The sequence below is a fragment of the uncultured Flavobacterium sp. genome, assembly GCF_951805225.1.
Lineage (GTDB): Bacteria > Bacteroidota > Bacteroidia > Flavobacteriales > Flavobacteriaceae > Flavobacterium.
The window spans coordinates 2,831,020-2,849,198 of the sequence record NZ_OX638201.1 but is presented as its reverse complement, the minus strand read 5'-3'; the positions used below and the strand labels follow the sequence as shown (position 1 = coordinate 2,849,198).

The following is an 18,179-nucleotide window of genomic DNA, read 5'->3' as shown; positions in this document are numbered from 1 at the left end:
TTCAAAATAAAAGCCTTTTTAAAACAAAACTATTTTTTATTTATTTAAAAATATCTGATAAACAGGTGTTTAATTCGTTTTTTATATTCCGGATAAGAATGTCTTTTAATATGATATATATCATATTATGTAAGAATTTAACGTTATAATTTTGCTTTTTAGTTGAGGAAATCAGTACTGATTGATCTTTAATATCTTAAAAAAATTATATGAGTAATCTATCTCAATCCCATAGAATTCTGTTTTTAAATACATTAGCATTTACGATTTGTTTTGCCTGTTGGACTTTAAATGGCGTTTTGGTAACTTATCTTGTTGATAAAGGAATTTTTAACTGGACAGTTGTAGAAACAGGATGGTTACTTGGAATTCCTATTTTATCAGGTTCAATATTTAGACTTCCAATAGGTATTTTGACAGATAAATATGGAGGTAAAATTGTGTTTTCAATTTTGTTATTACTCTGTTCAATTCCACTTTTTCTGCTTCCTTTTGCCAGTACTTTTTTGACTTTTGCTGTATTAAGTTTTTTCTTCGGATTAGTTGGGACAAGTTTTGCGGTAGGAATTGGATATACTTCGATTTGGTATCCTAAAGATTGGCAAGGACGCGCTCTGGGAATCTTCGGAATGGGAAATGCCGGAGCCGCAATTACAACTTTTGCCGCTCCAACATTATTAAATAACTTCTCAGAAACAGATCCTCAAAACGGTTGGAAATTATTACCTGTGATCTACGGAGCTGTATTAGTATTCATTGGAATACTATTTATTGTTTTCGCAAAGAATAAAACCAATCCCGGAGTTTCAAAAACAATGGGCGAATTAATGTCTCCGCTTAAAAACATTAGAGTCTGGAGATTTGGAGCATACTACTTTTTAGTCTTCGGTTTTTTTGTAGCCTATTCACAATGGTTATTACCCAATTTTATGAACGTTTATCATACTTCACTCGTTATGGGCGGAATGTTTGCTACAATGTTCAGTTTGCCTTCCGGAATAATCAGAGCTTTTGGCGGATATCTCTCAGATAAATTTGGAGCCAGAAAAGTAATGTATTGGGTTTTAGGTTCATCAATAGTAATAAGCTTTTTATTAATGTTTCCTAAAATGGAAATTTTCACGGCCGGACCAGGAGTTCTTGCTACGACAAATGGTGTTGTTACCCAAGTTTCTCCCGAAGCAATTACTGTAAATGATAAAGAACATAAAATTCATAAAAAAGAAATATCAAACAGCGACGATACCGCAATTTTTCCTGTAAAGAACTCTTGGCAGGAAATAGTTGTAGAACAAAACCAAACAGTCAAAAAGAAAGAATTATTAGCGAAAGGCGTAACACAAATTAAGTTTAGCGCTAATCTCTGGGTATATCTAGTCCTGGTGATACTTATAGGAATTTCATGGGGAATTGGTAAGGCTGCCGTTTACAAACACATTCCTGAATATTTTCCAAATGAAGTTGGAGTAGTAGGAGGAATGGTTGGTTTAATAGGCGGATTAGGCGGATTTATTGGGCCAATAATTTTTGGTTATCTCCTTAATTATACCGGACTCTGGACCAGTTCATGGATATTTATTTTCGTAGTTTCTGTTCTCTGTCTTTTATGGATGCACCGAACAATTATAAATGCGATGAGAATAAAAGCGCCAGATTTTACAAGAGATATAGAACACAATCATTAATTAAATAACAATACATATATGAAAACTTGGTTAGACAAATGGGATCCGGAAGATGATGCGTTTTGGAATGCTACCGGAAGTAAAATTGCCTGGAGAACATTAACAATAACAACATTAACATTAATATTATCCTTTGCTTCATGGTTTATGATGAGCGTAATTGCTGTTAAATTACCCGGATTAGGATTTTACTTTTCCAAAGATCAGCTTTTTTGGTTAACAGCGATTCCCGGATTAGCGGCAGGAGTTTTGAGAATCATCCATACTTTTATATTACCCATATTTGGAACCAGACATATTGTATCATTTGCAACAGCAATTAAATTAATTCCCGTAATCGGAATTGGTTTTGCCGTTATGGATACCAGTACACCTTTTTGGGTATTTGCAGTATTGGCTTTTACAACAGGTTTTGGAGGAGGAGATTTCTCCTCTTATATGCCAAGTACAAGTTTATTTTTTCCTAAAAGACTTAAAGGAACAGCACTTGGAATTCAAGCCGGAATTGGAAATTTTGGAGTTTCGGTAGCACAATTTGTTACGCCACTTATTATTAGCGTCAGTATTTATGGTGCAGCATCAGTATTTACAAGTATCGATCATAAAGAAGCAATAGTTGTTTTTCAGAATGCGAGTATTGAAAAACAAAAAGAGGTTTTTTCAGGCTTAATTCCCGAGGTTCAAGCCCGAATATTAACAAACGTAAGCGAAACTATTCGAGACTCTGTAAGTGCTTCAATCAAATCAGATGATAAAGTAGCTCTTTTTACAGCATTGCCTGTAAAAGCAAAAGCAAAGGCTATTGCAAATGCAAATCCTAAAATGGCCGAAAAAATATTGAACGATATCAGTCCTAATAATACGGCGGTAAACAATCAGGAAATCTATTTACAATCCGCAGCATTTTGGTACGCTCCATTTTTAATATTATTAGCCTTTATAAGTTGGTTTTACTTAAAAAGTATACCAATGAAAGCATCGGTTAGAGAGCAAATGGATATTTTTTCAAACAAACATACTTGGTATTGTACCATAACTTATGTAATGACTTTTGGAACTTTTGCAGGATTGTCAGCAGCTTTTCCATTAATGATTAAATTCTTATATGGAGATTTTCCAAATGCGCCAGATCCTTTAGTATATGCTTTTTATGGTCCACTTATAGGATCAGCGAGTAGAATTGCTTTTGGTTTTGTAGCAGATAGAGTTGGTGGAGCGATACTTACTACAATTACAGGTTTAGGAATTTTGGCAGGATCAATAATTTTAGTTACAGAAGGATTAGTTGCACCAACAAGCATGGAACAATTTCCACTATTTGTAACAGTGATTTTAGCAATGTTCTTCTTTACAGGAATTGGAAACGCAGGAACATTTAGACAATACCCAATAATTTTTGCCGAAAATCAACGTCAGGCAGCCGGAGTTATTGGTTGGACAGCAGCAATTGCAGCATTTGGACCTTTTATATATTCAAAATTAATAGGTAATAACCTTTCGGCAAATGGTACCGTAGATCAGTTTTTTATAGGAGTTTCTGTTTTTACTCTTATTGCGACTGCGATAAATTGGTGGTTTTATAATCGTAAAGGTTGCGAAAAACCAAGTTAAAAAAGTAATCATTAAAGTCAATTAAAGATGAAAAATAAAACTTTTAATACCAAAGCTTTACTCGTTGCAACATCAGTTTCGGCATTGACAATCGTGTTGGTGTTTTACGGATCCAGACAATTGCAAAATTTTGATGCAGCATTAGTTACTTATTTGTTTGGTACAATATTTGCTTTCTTCGGAATTGTATATCGATATACAGTTTGGTTGCAGCGTCCGCCAACATGGATGTATTTCAAACGAAGTATTAAATTTCTGTTTACCGGAAAAATATTCTCTCACTTATGGTTTTTAGGAAAAGAAACGGTAGAAAATGTAGTAGTTCAGAAATTCATTTATCCAAGAAGTAAATACCGTTGGATAGCCCATTTTTGTATCGCATTAGGATGTATGTCGGCATTTGCCATAACAATCCCGTTAACGTTTGGTTGGATACATTTTACCTTGGCACAAGATTCTATTTCCATTTATGAAGCGCATTTCTTTGGATTTAAAATGATGGATTTTAAGATTGGATCTTTCTTGGCATTTCTAATCTTTCACGCCCTAAACTGGTCTTCGTGGTTAGTAATATTTGGATCCGTTTATTATTTAAGAAGACGATTAACAAATCCCGGTTTAATTGCAACCCAATCTTTTGAAGGCGATTTATTGCCACTTATTCTATTGATAGCAATATCAGTAACAGGTTTATGTCTTACGTATTCTTATCAATTCATGAAAGGATTTGCATATGATTTCCTTGCCGTAATTCATGCCGTAACCGTAATCATGTTTTTGATATGGATTCCATTTGGAAAATTCTTCCACATTATTCAGCGTCCCGCACAGATTGGAGCACATATTTATAAACAAGAAGGAATTAAAAAAGGAATGGCAGTTTGTCCTCATACAGGCGAAGAATTTGCGACTCAACTTCATATAAATGATTTAAAAATTGTGACGAAACAACTGGGATTTGATTTCACGCATGAAGACGGAACATCACATTTAGATTTAAGTCCCGAAGGAAAAAGATCCCGTTTAGCTCAGGCGCATTTAAAAGCAAGATTAGAAAACGGCGGAAAGTTATTTGGATAAAAAAAAAGAAAGTTTCAGGCTTCAGGTTTCAAGTTCCATGTTTAGGATTGAAACTTGAAACAAAAGAAACCTGAAACAAAAAAAACAAAAAAAAAGATGGCAAAATTACCTGTATCAACCGAGAAAATTATTGAAGATTTTGGTCCTCATTTAAATTATGCGCCCAAAGATGGTTACGCAGGTCGAGATGAGCCAGATAGTTTGGTAAAAACGCATTGTTGTTTCTGCGGAATGCAATGTGGTATTCAATTATCAGTAAAAGACAATAAAGTAGTAGGTTTTGAACCATGGATGGAATTTCCTTTTAATGAAGGACGTTTATGTCCAAAAGGAGTTCAGCGTTATTTGCAAAATAATCATCCCGATCGTCTTTTACATCCCATAAAAAGAGTAGAAGGAAAAGGCTTTGAAAAAACTTCCTGGGATGATGCAATGGATAAAACGGTATCCGAAATAAAAAGAATTCAGGAAAAATACGGTAAACATGCTTTTTCGATGTTATCAGGAGTATCACTTACTAACGAAAAAAGTTATTTAGTTGGGAAATTTGCCCGCGTGGCATTAAAAACCAGAAATCTGGATTACAACGGAAGACTTTGTATGGTAAGTGCAGGAGCAGGAAATAAAAAAGCTTTTGGATTAGATCGTGCTTCAAACAATTATTCTGATTTAGAATATGCCGAAGTAATTATTGTAGCCGGAGCAAATATCAGCGAGACTTTTCCAACATTAACGCATTGGATTTGGAAAGCAAGAGATCGTGGTGCAAAATTAATTGTAATCGATCCAAGAATGATTCCATTAGCCAGAACCGCCGATGTACATTTAGATGTAAGACCCGGAACAGATTCTGCATTATATGGTGCGATGCTTAAATATCTGGTTGATCACGATATGTTGGATCATGATTTTATAGACAATTATACATCAGGTTTTCAGGAAACGATAGATGCCGTAAAAGATTATACTCTTGAATGGGCTGAAGAAGTTACAGGAATTGATAAAAATAAAATAAAAGAAGCCGCGGAATTGTGGGGAAAAGCTAAAACTAGTTTCCTACTTCACGCTCGCGGAATCGAACATCATTCAAAAGGAGTTGATAATGTTTTGGGTTGTATAAATCTTGTTTTGGCAACCGGAAGAATTGGTAAACCATATTGCGGATACGGCACAATTACAGGACAAGGAAATGGACAAGGAGGTAGAGAACATGGACATAAATGTGATCAATTGCCAGGAAACCGCGATATTGAGAATCCGGAACACAGAAAGTATATATCGCAAGTTTGGGGAATCGATGAAAAAGATATGCCCGGAAAAGGGCTTACAGCTTACGAAATCATAGAAGCCATTCATAGAGACGAAATTAAAGGATTGATTTCGATTTGTTTCAATCCATTGGTTTCATTGCCAAATAACAATTATGTAAGATCAGCTTTGGAGAAATTAGAGTTTTACGTTTGTATTGATTTCTTTTTGAATGAAACGGCTCGTCATGCAGATATTGTTTTAGCAGGTTCTTTACAGGAAGAAGAAGAAGGAACAACAACTTCGGCAGAAGGTCGCGTAATCAGAATTCGTCAGGCAGTAACACCTCCGGGAGAAGCAAGAACAGATACTTCTATTTTGTTGGAAATAGCCAAGCGATTGGGCGAAGAAGATAAATTTACGTATGATAATAGTGAAGCTATTTTTAATGAATTGCGTGTCGCTTCAAAAGGCGGAACAGCAGATTATTTTGGAATATCCTATAAAAAAATAGAAGATAATATGGGCGTTTTTTGGCCTTGTCCAACAGACGATCATCCCGGAACACCACGATTATGGGAAGATAAAAAATTTGCAACACCAGATAAAAAAGCACACTTTAATCCGGCACCTTATAAATTACCGGGCGAAGTTACTGATGCTGAATATCCTATTATCTTGACTACAGGTCGTGTGGTTTCTCAATATTTAAGCGGAACTCAGACACGAAGAATTGGTAAATTGGTTGATCAGTTTCCGGAACCACTTTTAGAAATTCATCCTGAAATGGCTTTAAAATACGGAATCAAACAACATGAATTAGTACGAGTTGCAACACGACGCGGAGAAGGAATTTTTCCGGCAAATATCGTAGAAACCATTAGAAAAGATACAGTTTTTATACCGTATCATTGGCCTGGAGCCAAATCAGCAAATCAATTGACACCGGGAACTTTAGATCCAATTTCAAAAATTCCGGAATTTAAAGTTTGTGCCTGTTTATTAGATCCGTTGGGAAAAATAGCGCCATTGTCAAAAGAATCGCAAGCATATGCAAGTATTTAATCTATAAAAACGAAATTATGAATTTGACTAATTTTAATAGAAACGAAGAGTTTTTTGTAGATCTGCAACGCTGTATTGGCTGTAAAGCCTGCGAAATGGCATGTGCAGAATGTGAAACCAATGGACAGGAATCTTTGATTAGCGTAAACTATGTCGAGCGTTCTTCAACAATTCAAACCACTGTGCAAGTTTGTATGCATTGCGAAGATCCTGTATGTGCAAACGTATGTCCTGCCGATGCAATTTCGCAAGACGAATTTGGAGTTGTTCACACCGCAAATACAGAAAGATGTATAGGTTGTTCAAACTGTGTTATGGCGTGTCCGTTTGGAGTTCCTAAAAAAATGGAAGAATATGATTTGATGATGAAGTGCACAATGTGTTACGATAGAACAAGTGTAGGTAAAAAACCAATGTGCGCAACAGTTTGTCCAAGTGGCGCTTTGTTTTACGGAACAAGAGCAGAAATTGAAGAAATGAGACCTAATAGTTCGCCAGTCAATACATTCATCTTTGGAAAAGAAACAGTCAATACTAAAGTAAACATTATGATGCCAAAAGGCAGTAATGAATTAAGAATATATTAAATCTAGATCCATGTCAAAAGAAGATAATTTAAATGAAAACTGGAAAAAAGATTTCCCAATAAAAAAACAGGAATCCACTCAAGTAAGCCGACGTGATTTTGCCAAATTCCTGACTTTTGTTTCTGGAGGATTAATGGTAGGAAGCGGATTTGTTGCTGCAAAAGCTTATTTGTTGCCAAGTGAAGGTGTGCAAGGAGAACATTTTATTTGCAATAGAGAAGATGTACCAGTAGGAGGAACGCGTGGTTTTGTAATCGAAGGCAGCACAATACCTTATATTTTAATACATCTCGAAAGTGGAGATTTCAGAGCTTACGAACAAAAATGTACCCATTTATCTTGCTCCGTTTTCTATAAACCGGGAACCGGAATTATACATTGTCCTTGTCATGAAGGTTCATTTGATGCAATGACCGGTGATGTAATTGCAGGACCGCCACCAAGAGCTTTACCGCAATTAGATGTGTTTTTTAAAGAGAACAAAGTCTATGTAAAAGCACATGTTGAGAATAAAGATAGTTAGAGTAATCCTAAAATAAATCGATATGAGTACTTTTAGAAGAAGTCAAAATCGCGCAAATCCCAATAAGCTGAATAACATACTTTCGACACTTATATTTATTTTGATATTGAATGTAAGTATTCAAATTTGGCTGTTATATGCTTCCCTAAATAATGCATTAGATAATAACAAAGAAATATTATTACCTGCATTTATAGCTTCGGCAATTCTGTTTTTTATAGGTTTTGCATGGCTTTATTATTTGCCAACCGGAAATTTCAGAAAGAAATAATTTGAGGTTTCTATAATTTCAATGACTTATAAAAGCTATTTGATTGGTTTTTCTGAAATAATTTAAAGAATAAAGCTTAAATTTATAATCTTTTAAAAATTTAGAAAATCAATGATTTTAACTAAGTATAAATACTTATATTTGTAATAAGTATTTATTGCAGTAAATAAAATAGCAACCATGATCCAAGTTGAACAAGCATTATCAATTATTGCAGAGAATAGCACAAACATGCCAATTCAGAAAATATCGGTGCGTAAAGCATTGGGCTACATTTTGGCAGAAACAATTTATTCTCCCATCAACATGCCGCCATTTCGGCAATCGGCAATGGATGGATATGCTTTTATTCACAGCGAAAGACATCAGTATGATATCGTTAGTGTTTCGCAAGCCGGAGATCATTCTGATATAAAACTGAATCCAAACGAAACAGTTCGCATTTTTACAGGTGCTTTTGTACCTCATAATGCAGATACTGTAGTGATGCAGGAACATGTAATGGCAAATGAAAAATCAATTTTGATTACTAATATGCCTAAGCAATTTGCAAATGTTCGAAATAAAGGAGAACAAATTGAGAAAGAAGATGTAGTTTTTGAAGCCAACACTTTGATTACACCAGCATCAATTGGATTTTTGGCCTGTCTGGGAATTACAGAAATTGAAGTTTATAAAAAGCCAAGAGTTGCCATTTTAGTAACAGGAAATGAATTAGTAAAGCCCGGAAAAAAATTACCAAAAGGAAAAATTTACGAAAGCAATTCAGTTATGTTAGAAGCAGCGCTTCAGACAATTGGAATAAAAAAGACAAAAGTTTATAAAGTAAAAGACAGTCTGAAAGCGACTAAAAAAGCACTTAAAGACATTTTAGATAAATATGATATAGTTTTAATTTCCGGTGGAATTTCTGTTGGAGATTATGATTTTGTAAAAGAAGCATTAATAGAAAATGGAGTAGAAGAGCTTTTTTATAAAATCAATCAGCGACCTGGAAAACCAATGTTTTTTGGATCTAAAAAAGAAACTTTAGTATTTGCATTACCTGGAAATCCAGCTTCGTCACTTACTAATTTTTACGTTTACGTTTATCCTGCAATCAAAAACAGAATGGGATTCTCTGATACACATTTACCAAAAATCGTTCGAAAATTAAACTCAGGATTTACCAATACAACCGGAAAAACACTGTTTTTAAAAGCATTATACGATCAAACAAACGTGACAATTTTAGAAGGACAGAGTTCAGCAATGCTCAATACATTTGCGATTGCAAACAGTTTATTAATTGTTCCAAACGATACAGAAACCTTGAAAAAAGGACAGCTTGTAACATTATTGCCAATTGATTAGAGAGAATTAGAAAATTCGGCAATTAGAAAATTAGATAATTGAAATATGAAATGCGGTATGTAAAATTAAACACACAGCATAAACTTGAAACTAGAAACAAAGAAAACCTGAAACAAAATAAAAACAACAAATGCAGTTACTTAGTTCCGAAAATATCCTATTATTCAGTTTTGCCTTAATTGTTATTGCTTTTTTGTATTCTAGTGTTGGGCACGGCGGAGCATCAGGATATTTAGCGTTGATGACCATTTTTGCATTTCCAATTTCGATAATGAAACCATCGGCTTTGTTGCTTAATTTGTTTGTTTCGAGTATTTCGTTTTTCTTTTATTATCGAATGAATTATTTCAAACCAAAGTTGTTTTATCCGTTTGCAATTGCATCAGTTCCGGCTGCATTTATTGGCGGATTTGTGACTTTAGACAATGCGATTTATAAAATTATTTTAGGAGCTGTATTGGTTTTTGCAGCCTTAAGATTATTTGGAGTATTTAATTTTAAAGAAAAAGAAGCAGTTCAGATAAACTTACCTTTTGCATTAGCGATTGGTTTTATCATAGGATTATTATCTGGAATGTTGGGGATTGGCGGAGGAATTATCTTGAGTCCTATTTTATTATTTTTAGGTTGGGCTTCGATAAAAGAATCGGCTGCAATATCAAGTTTATTCATTTTTGTGAATTCATTTGCAGGAATGTTGGGTTTCTTTCTGGGAGGAAAAACAATTCCGGTAGAGAGTTTTTATTTAGTTCCGATTGCCGTTATTGGAGGGGTTTTAGGCGGATTTTACGGAAGCGGTTATTTCTCTAACAAAACTTTAAAAATGGTTTTAGGAGCAGTAATTTTAATGGCAAGTATAAAATTGATTTTTCCATAAAAAGTTAACCGAAAGGCGCAATGTTCTTTTGCTGAAATAATTTATTGAAAATAGCAAAGCTTTGTATTGATTCAGCTTTGCGAACTTTATTTTAAAAATTAAAAGTTAATAATGGATAAAATCTTAGCGCTGTTAGCGGTAAAATTTTTACCCATTTTAACCTGAAACAAACAAAACCTGAAACAAAAAAGTCATGGAAACTCTAACAGTATTTATTCTTTGCGGTGGAAAAAGTTCCCGAATGCAGTCAGAAAAAGGACTTGTTTTGTTCCAGAATAAACCATTTATAGAACATATAATTAAGGCTATTTTGCCTATTACAGATAAAATAAAATTAGTAACGGCAAATAAAGAATACGATTATCTGCCTTATGATAAAATTCTGGACACGGTTACAGATAAAGGTCCGTTAGGAGGTATTTATACCGCTTTGACAGATTCTGAAACCGAGTTTAATTTGATTCTGAGTTGTGATATTCCGTTAATTTCAACCGAATTATTATCAGAACTAATTTCAAAACATAATGACGAAGCTGAAATCACAGTTTTTGCTTCCGAAAGCAGAATGCATCCATTAATTGGAATTTATTCGAAGAAATTATTATCCGTTATCAAAAGCGCAATTGATAACGATGATTTAAAAATGATGAATTTAATCGCGAAAATTCCGCATCAAATCATCACAATAGAAGAAAGTGAAAACTTTCATTTGACTAATATTAATTCGATTGACGAATTAAACGATCTGAATATCAATTTAAGTTAATAATTATGAAAAGCTTAAAAACTCCCAGATTAACAATTGTAGGCGCAGGTCCTGGAGATGTTGAACTAATTACTTTAAAAGCAATAAAAGCGCTTGAAGATGCAGATGTAGTTTTGTACGATGCATTAGTTAATGAAGAACTATTGCAATATGCAACAAATGCAGAAATTGTTTTTGTGGGCAAACGCTTGGGATGTCACGCTTATACACAAGATCAGATCAATGAATTGATAGTTTCGATGGCAAATCGTTACGGTCATGTTGTGCGTTTAAAAGGTGGAGATCCTTTTATTTTCGGACGTGGAAGTGAAGAAATTGAATATGCAGAACAATATAATTTAGAAACCGCAATGGTTCCGGGAATTTCATCAGCTTTGGGCGTTCCGGCTTCAGTTGGAATTAGTTTGACACAACGCCAGATTGCCGAAAGTTTTTGGGTAATTACAGGAACAACTTCTAATCATGAATTATCAAAAGATGTTCATTTAGCGTCCAAATCCGCTGCAACGGTCGTTATTTTGATGGGAATGCATAAATTAGAAGAGATTGTAGCTATTTATCAAGAAAACCGTAAAGATGATTTGCCAATTGCGATTATCCAAAACGGAACAAAAAATACAGAGCAAAAAGTAGTAGGAACTATAAGTTCAATTGCTAAATTAGTGTCTGAAAATAAGATTTCGTCTCCGGCAATTATTGTAATTGGCGAAGTGGTAAAAAACACATCAAGATTAACGTCTTATTTTCAAGAGCATTTTGATGACGAATTTATCTTTCAGAATTTAAATTTAAAATAATGATTGAGATTAAATATTTTGGAGCTGTCGCCGAAAAGACCAAATGTGAGTTTGAGAAAGTTTCTTTTTCAGATATATCATTAGAGGAATTATTGCAGGATTTAGAAAATAAATACCAGTTTGATTCCCTTTCATTTAGTGTGGCGATCAATCAAAAAATAGTACCAAAAGGAACAGGTTACAAGTTACAAACAAGTGATGTTGTTGCTTTATTGCCTCCGTTTGCCGGAGGATAATATAAAATTCATGAATACAGAAGAACGCTATAATCGACAAATAATTCTTCCGGAAATTGGAGAAATTGGACAGCAGAAACTAACAAAAGCCAAGGTTTTAATTATCGGAGCCGGAGGTTTAGGTTCGGCTGTATTGCCTTATTTGGCTGCTGCCGGTGTTGGCGAAATTGGGATTGTAGATGATGATGTTATTGAGATTTCAAATTTGCATCGACAAGTAATTTATAAGAGTTCAGCGGTTGGGAAATACAAAGTCGATGAAGCTAAATTGATGGTTTCTGAATTGAATCCTTCAGTGAAAGTTAATGCAATTCCTGAAAGATTGTCCGCAAAAAATGCGATTTCATTATTCGAAAAATATGATATTATTGTTGATGCAACAGATAATATTGCCATCAAATATTTGATTAACGACGCTTGTATAATTACGAAAAAACCAATGGTTTACGGATCTATTTTTAGATTTCAAGGTCAGGTTTCGGTTTTTAATTATCAAAACGGACCAACTTACAGATGTTTGTATCCGGATGAAAATACGCAATCTGCCAATTGTGAAGACGCCGGAGTAATTGGAATATCAGTTGGAATTATAGGAATGTTTCAAGCCAATGAAGTTATCAAAATGATTCTGGAAATAGGAGAAGTTTTAAGTGGTAAAATATTGGTATATAATATTTTAAATAATGAACAACAAAAATATGATTTCGAAAAAAATACTGATATTAAAATAAATAAAGAAGCTTTCGAAGAAAAATATAAAGAAGTTAAAAATACTGTTGAAGAAATTTCTGTGAATGAAATTCTGAATGAAATTGATAATGTTGAAGTTCTTTTTTTAGATGTTAGAAACGAAGATGAAGTTCCAAAAATAAATTTCAGGAACGTAACTCAGATTCCACTTTTAAACTTAGAAAATGAAATTGAAAAACTGGATAAAAACCAAACAATTTATGTTTTCTGTCAATCCGGAATAAGAAGTAAAATTGCAGTTGAATTGCTTCAGAAATATAAGTTTAGAAATATAAAAAGTATTACTGGCGGTGCTTTGATGTTGCACCAGTTATTAAAAAGAGAAATAAAAGTTTGACCAAATATGGCACACGGATTTAACAGATTAAACGGATCTGCACGGATTGTTAAATTTAATTTGAAAAAAGGAAATCCGTTAAAATCAGTGTAGATCTGCGGGCTAATTCGCAATCTGTTTCAGAATTAATCTGTGGCAAAAAATAAAATATAATGAGTAAAAATGTATTTGTAGAAGGACCAATTTCTTCAGAATTTATAGCAGAATCGATTGCAAAACACCAATCAAAACACACGATTGGTGCGCATAACATTTTTTTAGGACAAGTTCGCGCTGATGTTATTCATGACAATACAGTTGTTGCGATTGATTATTCGGCATATACGGATATGGCAAACGAGGCTTTGCATACAATTCGTGAAAAAGCTTTTGCTAAATTCGACTTAACATGCATGCACATTTATCATAGTTTAGGAGTAGTAAAAGCGGGAGAAATTTGTTTGTTCGTATTTGTTTCGGCAACGCGACGAAAACAAGTTTATGAAGCTACGGAAGCCATCGTAAACTGGATAAAAACAGATGTACCGATTTTTGGAAAAGAAATGTTTGAAAACGATACATTCACCTGGAAACAAAACAATAATGGTTGATATTACGCATAAAATAAGCACTTTAAGAGCTGCAACGGCAACAGCAATTGTCAAAGTTAGTAAAGAGGAAACAATTGATGCTGTGGTAAATAATCTTGTGCCAAAAGGAAATGTGCTTGAAATGGCGAAAACCGCTGGATTATTTGCAGTGAAAAACACCCATTTATCGATTCCGGATTGTCATCCAATTCCAATTGAATTTACTTCGGTAGAATATAAAATTGAAGGTTTGACAATTGAGATTATTTTCAATGTAAAGACAGTTTACAAAACCGGAGTTGAGGTTGAAGCAATGCACGGCGCATCAATTGTTGCGTTGACGATGTATGATATGTTGAAGCCAATTGATAAAGAAATCGAAATTTCGACTATTAAATTAATAAGCAAAGAAGGCGGAAAATCTTCTTTCAAAAATAAATTTCCAAATGTAATTAAAGCGGCAGTTTTTGTTTGCTCTGATTCAATTTTTGCAGGAGATAAAGAAGATCGTTCCGGAAAAATTATAGTTGAAAAATTAACTTCTTACGGAGTTGAAGCGGCGCATTATGAAATTATTCCTGATGAATTTGATATTATTCAGGAAAAGACAAAAGCTTTCGCGAAAGAACATCAATTAATTATTTTTACCGGAGGAACCGGATTGTCGCCAAGAGATGTAACACCGGAAGCTTTAGCACCATTGCTGGAAAGCAGAATTCCAGGAATCGAAGAAGCAATCAGGGATTACGGAAAGCAAAGAATGCCGTATGCGATGTTATCCAGAACAGTTGCAGGAACATTAGGAAAAAGTTTGGTTTTGGCTTTGCCGGGATCAACAAACGGAGCCAGAGAATCTATGGATGCCGTTTTTCCCCATGTAATGCATGTTTTTCATATTTTAAAAGGTAAAAATCATGATGCCCTCTAAAACCATTTTAACGGATGATTTTGGACGAAAACACAATTATTTGCGTATTTCGTTGTTAGAGAAATGCAATTTACGTTGTACGTATTGCATGCCTGCTGACGGAATCGCATTGTCTCCAAAAGCCAGTTTAATGACGGCTGATGAGATTTTTGATTTGGCCCAAATTTTCGTAGAAAATGGTGTAGATAAAATAAGATTAACAGGCGGAGAACCTTTGCTAAGAAAGGATTTTCCCGAGATAGTATCTAAATTATCGACTTTAAATACTTCGCTTTCAATTACTACAAATGGTATTTTAATCGATCGTCATATTGATGTTTTGAAGCAAGCCAATATTAAAAAAATCAACTTAAGTTTAGATACTTTAATTGCTTCTAAGTTTAATTCTATAACGCTAAGAAATCAGTTTGAGAAAGTAATTGATAATATGCATTTACTTCTCAATAACGATTTTCATGTAAAAGTAAATGTCGTTTTAATAAAAGGATTTAATGATAATGAAATAATTGATTTTATTAAATTAACTCAGTTTTTACCCATTTCAATTCGTTTTATTGAGTTTATGCCTTTTGCCGGAAACCAGTGGGACAGAAGTAAAATGGTATCGCAAAACGAAGTCTTATCAAAAATAGAGGAATCTTTTACTTTGGATAAAATTCAAAAACTGAAAGACGAAAAAAACTTTACGGCCAGAACTTATAAAATAAAAGACTTTCAGGGAGATTTCGGGATTATAAGTTCGATTACAAACCCGTTTTGTGATGGTTGTAACCGAATCCGCCTGACGGCAAACGGGAAAATTAAAAATTGCTTGTTTTCTCATTCTGAAACAGATTTACTGACGCCTTTTAGAAACGGTGAATCTATCACAAATTTGATTTCGGAATCTATCAAAAACAAGAAAAAAATCAGATCCGGAATGGTTAGTATTTCTGAAATGGATGATCCAAAACTTCATTTTGATAATCGCAGCATGATTGCGATTGGAGGATAAGTTTGAAGAGGTTATCGTTCTGAGAATCTTAGAGAATCTTTGTCAAAGTTTTAAACTTTGACAAAGATAGCGTATCGTTTAGTGGTTGCTTCGTTCCTCGCAATGACAAACCATATCTAAAAAGTTTTACATAAAAAAAAGGTTCAACAATTAAGTTAAACCTTTCTGATATTATTTTTTCTTTTTAGCTTTTGACTTTTTTTGAGACTTAGCTTTCTTTTTTGCTATTTTTTTTGCTTTCGCTTTATCTTTCGCTTTTTTTGCTTTGTCTTTTTTCTTTGCTGCAGCTTTTTGTTTTGCTTTTTTAGCTTTCTCTTTCTTTTTGTCTTTTTTAGCTTTTTCTTTTGCCTTTGCTAATTTCTTTTTCGCTTTGTCTTTTTCTTTATCTTTCACTTTTTTCTTCTTTTTATCTGTTGATTTATCTGTTGATTTATCTTTTGTATTTTCTCCTTTTGTTTCCGTTGCGTCTTCTGATGCTCCTTCTACTTTCTTTTCTTCGATAATAACTTTTGGAGTCGTTATTTCTTCAGGTTTTTCAACTGCAGCAGGAGTAACTTTTCTTACTGGAGCAGTTCTTGTTTTTTTAATTGGAGTAGTGGTAGCGCTTTTTACTGTAGCGGCTGGAGTCTTTTTTACTGCAGGCGTTGGAGTTTTCTTTACCGTTGCGGCAGGAGTCCTTTTCACCGGCGCAGGTTTTTTTACAGGCTGCTCTGTTGGAGTAGTTGACTCTACAGGTGGCGTTAAATCGGTTTGTTCAGCACCGTTTTCTGTTGTTGGGTTTGTCATATCTTACAATTTTTATTAATAAAACACTTTGCATTTAATTAATCTCCATGAAGTTACGATTGAAGATTAAGAAATTGTTAACTGGTTGTTATGTAAATGTAAGTAATAAAAAACTATTCCAATGTTAAGTTTTTCTTTAAATTAAAGGTTTAAAGTATTGATTTTTAGTGTTTTGTTTTTTATTCGAAATTTTAAAATGAAAATCTCTTAACAATTCCACTGACAAAAAAATGATCTAAACTTATAATTCTCGCTTATTTTCCGATTATTTTAACTTGGAAATAAAAAAAATGAGATAACATAGTAATTATTATAAGTGCACTTATTATATTTGTACTTATTAATTTTAATTTAAAACAAAATGTGGTCAAAATCTCATTCAGTAGTAACAAAAGCGGTGACGAAGGAGCAAATGTGGAATTTATTTGTAGATGTAAATAATTGGCATACTTGGGACACAGGAATTGAATATGCCAAATTAGTGGACAATTTTGAAAAAGGAAATCATTTTTTACTACGACCAAAAGGCGGTCCGAATGTAAAAGTTGAATTATTGGAAGTTATAGAAAACAAAAGATTTCTGGATGTTACTAATTTTCCTTTAGCCAAAATGTATGATGAACATATATTTGAAGAAACTCCTGATGGATTAAAAATTACGAATATTATAACCGTAAAAGGATTATTAGGTTTTCTTTGGGTGAAATTAGTAGCAAAAAAGATCGTCGATGCTTTGCCGATCGATGTTCAGGAACAAATTAAAGCAGCATCTAAATTATGAGAACGAAGAAATATTGGATAGCAACCATATCAAAAGAGCACGCACAAAGAGCTATAAATGGCGGATTTATTCAGGTTTGTCATGGAAAAGAAGGACCATTGAAGAGATTGCAAAAGGAAGATTATATTTTAATTTACTCTTCTAAAATAACAATGGAAGGAAATGAAAAATGCCAATGTTTTACAGCTTTAGGAAAAGTAGTCGGTGATGAAGTATATGCTTTTCAAATGAGTGAAAATTTTGTGCCTTTTAGGCGAAATATTCAATTTGTGAAAGCTAATGAAGTTTCGATACTTCCGTTAATTGAAAATCTGGAGTTTATACCCAATAAAAAATCCTGGGGATATCCATTTCGTTATGGATTCTTTGAAATCAACGAAAATGATTTTAACTTTATAACTTCAAAAATGATTTCTAAAACAAACGTTACTGATAATTCGTAACAGAAAAAATAAAAATGAGTAAAGCAGAAGATAATACCTTTAGTGTTGAAAAACCGGAAGAAAGTTCTGGTTTTTTGCTGTGGCAAGTAACGAATCTTTGGCAACGCGAGATCAAAAAAGCTTTAGAAGAACACAATATAACGCATTCGCAGTTTGTATTGATGGCGAGTATACATTGGCTTACGCTTCATAAACAAGAAGTTACACAAATTATTCTTTCGGCACATACAAAAATTGACCCAATGACGACTTCGACAGTTTTGAGAACTTTGCAACAAAAAAGTCTCATTACAAGACAAGAGCATGCTACAGATACAAGAGCAAAAGTCGTTGTGCTTAATGATTTAGGAAAAGAGATCATTAAGAAAGCAATTGTAACGGTCGAAGATTTTGATCGAAAATTCTTTTCTGTGATGGGAGTAAATACGAAAGATTTAAACCAAAATTTAATAGCATTATTAGAACAGAAATAAATCAATTCTACTCAACATG

General features: G+C 33.6%; 20 protein-coding genes. 19 read left to right on the top strand and 1 reads right to left on the bottom strand.

All coding sequences use genetic code 11. The features are described 5' to 3' along the window. Positions 1-209 precede the first annotated feature (209 nt). The 16 genes from WN975_RS11300 to moaA all read left to right on the top strand — a co-directional run bounded on the left by WN975_RS11300 (position 210) and on the right by moaA (position 15,677). Complete coding sequence (locus WN975_RS11300; RefSeq protein ID WP_337966621.1) at positions 210-1,685, top strand: MFS transporter; 1,476 nt, start codon at positions 210-212, stop codon at positions 1,683-1,685. Positions 1,686-1,703: 18 nt separating this feature from the next. Next, positions 1,704-3,296 carry an MFS transporter gene (locus WN975_RS11295; protein ID WP_337966620.1) on the top strand — a complete coding sequence of 531 codons (1,593 nt, stop codon included), beginning with the start codon at positions 1,704-1,706 and terminating at the stop codon, positions 3,294-3,296. A 27-nt stretch (positions 3,297-3,323) separates the two neighbouring features. Further along, a complete protein-coding gene (locus WN975_RS11290) occupies positions 3,324-4,376 on the top strand; it encodes an MFS transporter (RefSeq protein WP_337966619.1) in 1,053 nt (350 codons plus the stop codon). Positions 4,377-4,472: 96 nt separating this feature from the next. Then, entirely contained in the window at positions 4,473-6,689 is a 2,217-nt protein-coding gene (locus WN975_RS11285; protein ID WP_337966618.1) for a molybdopterin oxidoreductase family protein, read from the top strand. 17 nt (positions 6,690-6,706) lie between these two features. Beyond that, on the top strand, positions 6,707-7,276 hold the full coding sequence (locus WN975_RS11280) for a 4Fe-4S dicluster domain-containing protein (protein ID WP_154784274.1): 570 nt from the start codon (positions 6,707-6,709) through the stop codon (positions 7,274-7,276). A gap of 10 nt (positions 7,277-7,286) precedes the next feature. Then, positions 7,287-7,799: a ubiquinol-cytochrome c reductase iron-sulfur subunit gene (locus tag WN975_RS11275; protein ID WP_337966617.1), complete on the top strand. Its 513-nt coding sequence runs from the start codon at positions 7,287-7,289 to the stop codon at positions 7,797-7,799. Between the two features lie 22 nt (positions 7,800-7,821). Continuing rightward, on the top strand, positions 7,822-8,070 hold the full coding sequence (locus WN975_RS11270; RefSeq protein WP_337966616.1) for a hypothetical protein: 249 nt from the start codon (positions 7,822-7,824) through the stop codon (positions 8,068-8,070). Positions 8,071-8,250: 180 nt separating this feature from the next. After that, positions 8,251-9,423, top strand: coding sequence for a molybdopterin molybdotransferase MoeA (gene glp / locus WN975_RS11265; RefSeq protein ID WP_337966615.1), 1,173 nt, complete (start codon positions 8,251-8,253; stop codon positions 9,421-9,423). Positions 9,424-9,553: 130 nt separating this feature from the next. Next, positions 9,554-10,300 carry a sulfite exporter TauE/SafE family protein gene (locus tag WN975_RS11260; protein WP_337966614.1) on the top strand — a complete coding sequence of 249 codons (747 nt, stop codon included), beginning with the start codon at positions 9,554-9,556 and terminating at the stop codon, positions 10,298-10,300. Positions 10,301-10,493: 193 nt separating this feature from the next. Then, positions 10,494-11,066: a molybdenum cofactor guanylyltransferase gene (locus WN975_RS11255; RefSeq protein ID WP_337966613.1), complete on the top strand. Its 573-nt coding sequence runs from the start codon at positions 10,494-10,496 to the stop codon at positions 11,064-11,066. A gap of 5 nt (positions 11,067-11,071) precedes the next feature. Beyond that, positions 11,072-11,863, top strand: a complete 792-nt coding sequence (gene cobA, locus WN975_RS11250; RefSeq protein WP_337966612.1) for a uroporphyrinogen-III C-methyltransferase — start codon at positions 11,072-11,074, stop codon at positions 11,861-11,863. After that, positions 11,863-12,099 carry a MoaD/ThiS family protein gene (locus WN975_RS11245; protein ID WP_337966611.1) on the top strand — a complete coding sequence of 79 codons (237 nt, stop codon included), beginning with the start codon at positions 11,863-11,865 and terminating at the stop codon, positions 12,097-12,099. The genes cobA and WN975_RS11245 overlap by 1 nt, the downstream gene beginning before the upstream one ends. A 10-nt stretch (positions 12,100-12,109) precedes the next feature. Further along, positions 12,110-13,186, top strand: a complete 1,077-nt coding sequence (locus tag WN975_RS11240; RefSeq protein ID WP_337966610.1) for a HesA/MoeB/ThiF family protein — start codon at positions 12,110-12,112, stop codon at positions 13,184-13,186. Between the two features lie 152 nt (positions 13,187-13,338). Then, positions 13,339-13,776 (top strand): molybdenum cofactor biosynthesis protein MoaE, encoded by a 438-nt coding sequence (locus WN975_RS11235; protein WP_099708760.1) that lies wholly within the window; start codon positions 13,339-13,341, stop codon positions 13,774-13,776. After that, positions 13,769-14,683, top strand: a complete 915-nt coding sequence (gene moaCB, locus WN975_RS11230) for a bifunctional molybdenum cofactor biosynthesis protein MoaC/MoaB (RefSeq protein ID WP_337968985.1) — start codon at positions 13,769-13,771, stop codon at positions 14,681-14,683. Before WN975_RS11235 ends, moaCB begins: the two co-directional genes overlap by 8 nt. Continuing rightward, the gene (gene moaA, locus WN975_RS11225; RefSeq protein WP_337966609.1) at positions 14,670-15,677 is read left to right on the top strand and encodes a GTP 3',8-cyclase MoaA; all 1,008 of its coding nucleotides are present in this window, start codon (positions 14,670-14,672) and stop codon (positions 15,675-15,677) included. The genes moaCB and moaA overlap by 14 nt, the downstream gene beginning before the upstream one ends. A gap of 171 nt (positions 15,678-15,848) precedes the next feature. Here the strand turns inward: moaA and WN975_RS11220 are convergent, their stop codons facing one another. Continuing rightward, on the bottom strand, positions 15,849-16,463 hold the full coding sequence (locus WN975_RS11220; protein WP_337966608.1) for a hypothetical protein: 615 nt from the start codon (positions 16,461-16,463) through the stop codon (positions 15,849-15,851). 361 nt (positions 16,464-16,824) lie between these two features. On the opposite strand from WN975_RS11220, the gene WN975_RS11215 reads away from it, so the two are divergent. The 3 genes from WN975_RS11215 to WN975_RS11205 are packed head-to-tail and all read left to right on the top strand — an operon-like array spanning position 16,825 to position 18,160. Next, positions 16,825-17,244 carry an SRPBCC family protein gene (locus WN975_RS11215; RefSeq protein ID WP_337966607.1) on the top strand — a complete coding sequence of 140 codons (420 nt, stop codon included), beginning with the start codon at positions 16,825-16,827 and terminating at the stop codon, positions 17,242-17,244. After that, a complete protein-coding gene (locus WN975_RS11210) occupies positions 17,241-17,687 on the top strand; it encodes an EVE domain-containing protein (RefSeq protein ID WP_337966606.1) in 447 nt (148 codons plus the stop codon). The genes WN975_RS11215 and WN975_RS11210 overlap by 4 nt, the downstream gene beginning before the upstream one ends. A 14-nt stretch (positions 17,688-17,701) precedes the next feature. Then, positions 17,702-18,160, top strand: a complete 459-nt coding sequence (locus WN975_RS11205; RefSeq protein ID WP_337966605.1) for a MarR family transcriptional regulator — start codon at positions 17,702-17,704, stop codon at positions 18,158-18,160. Positions 18,161-18,179 lie beyond the last annotated feature (19 nt).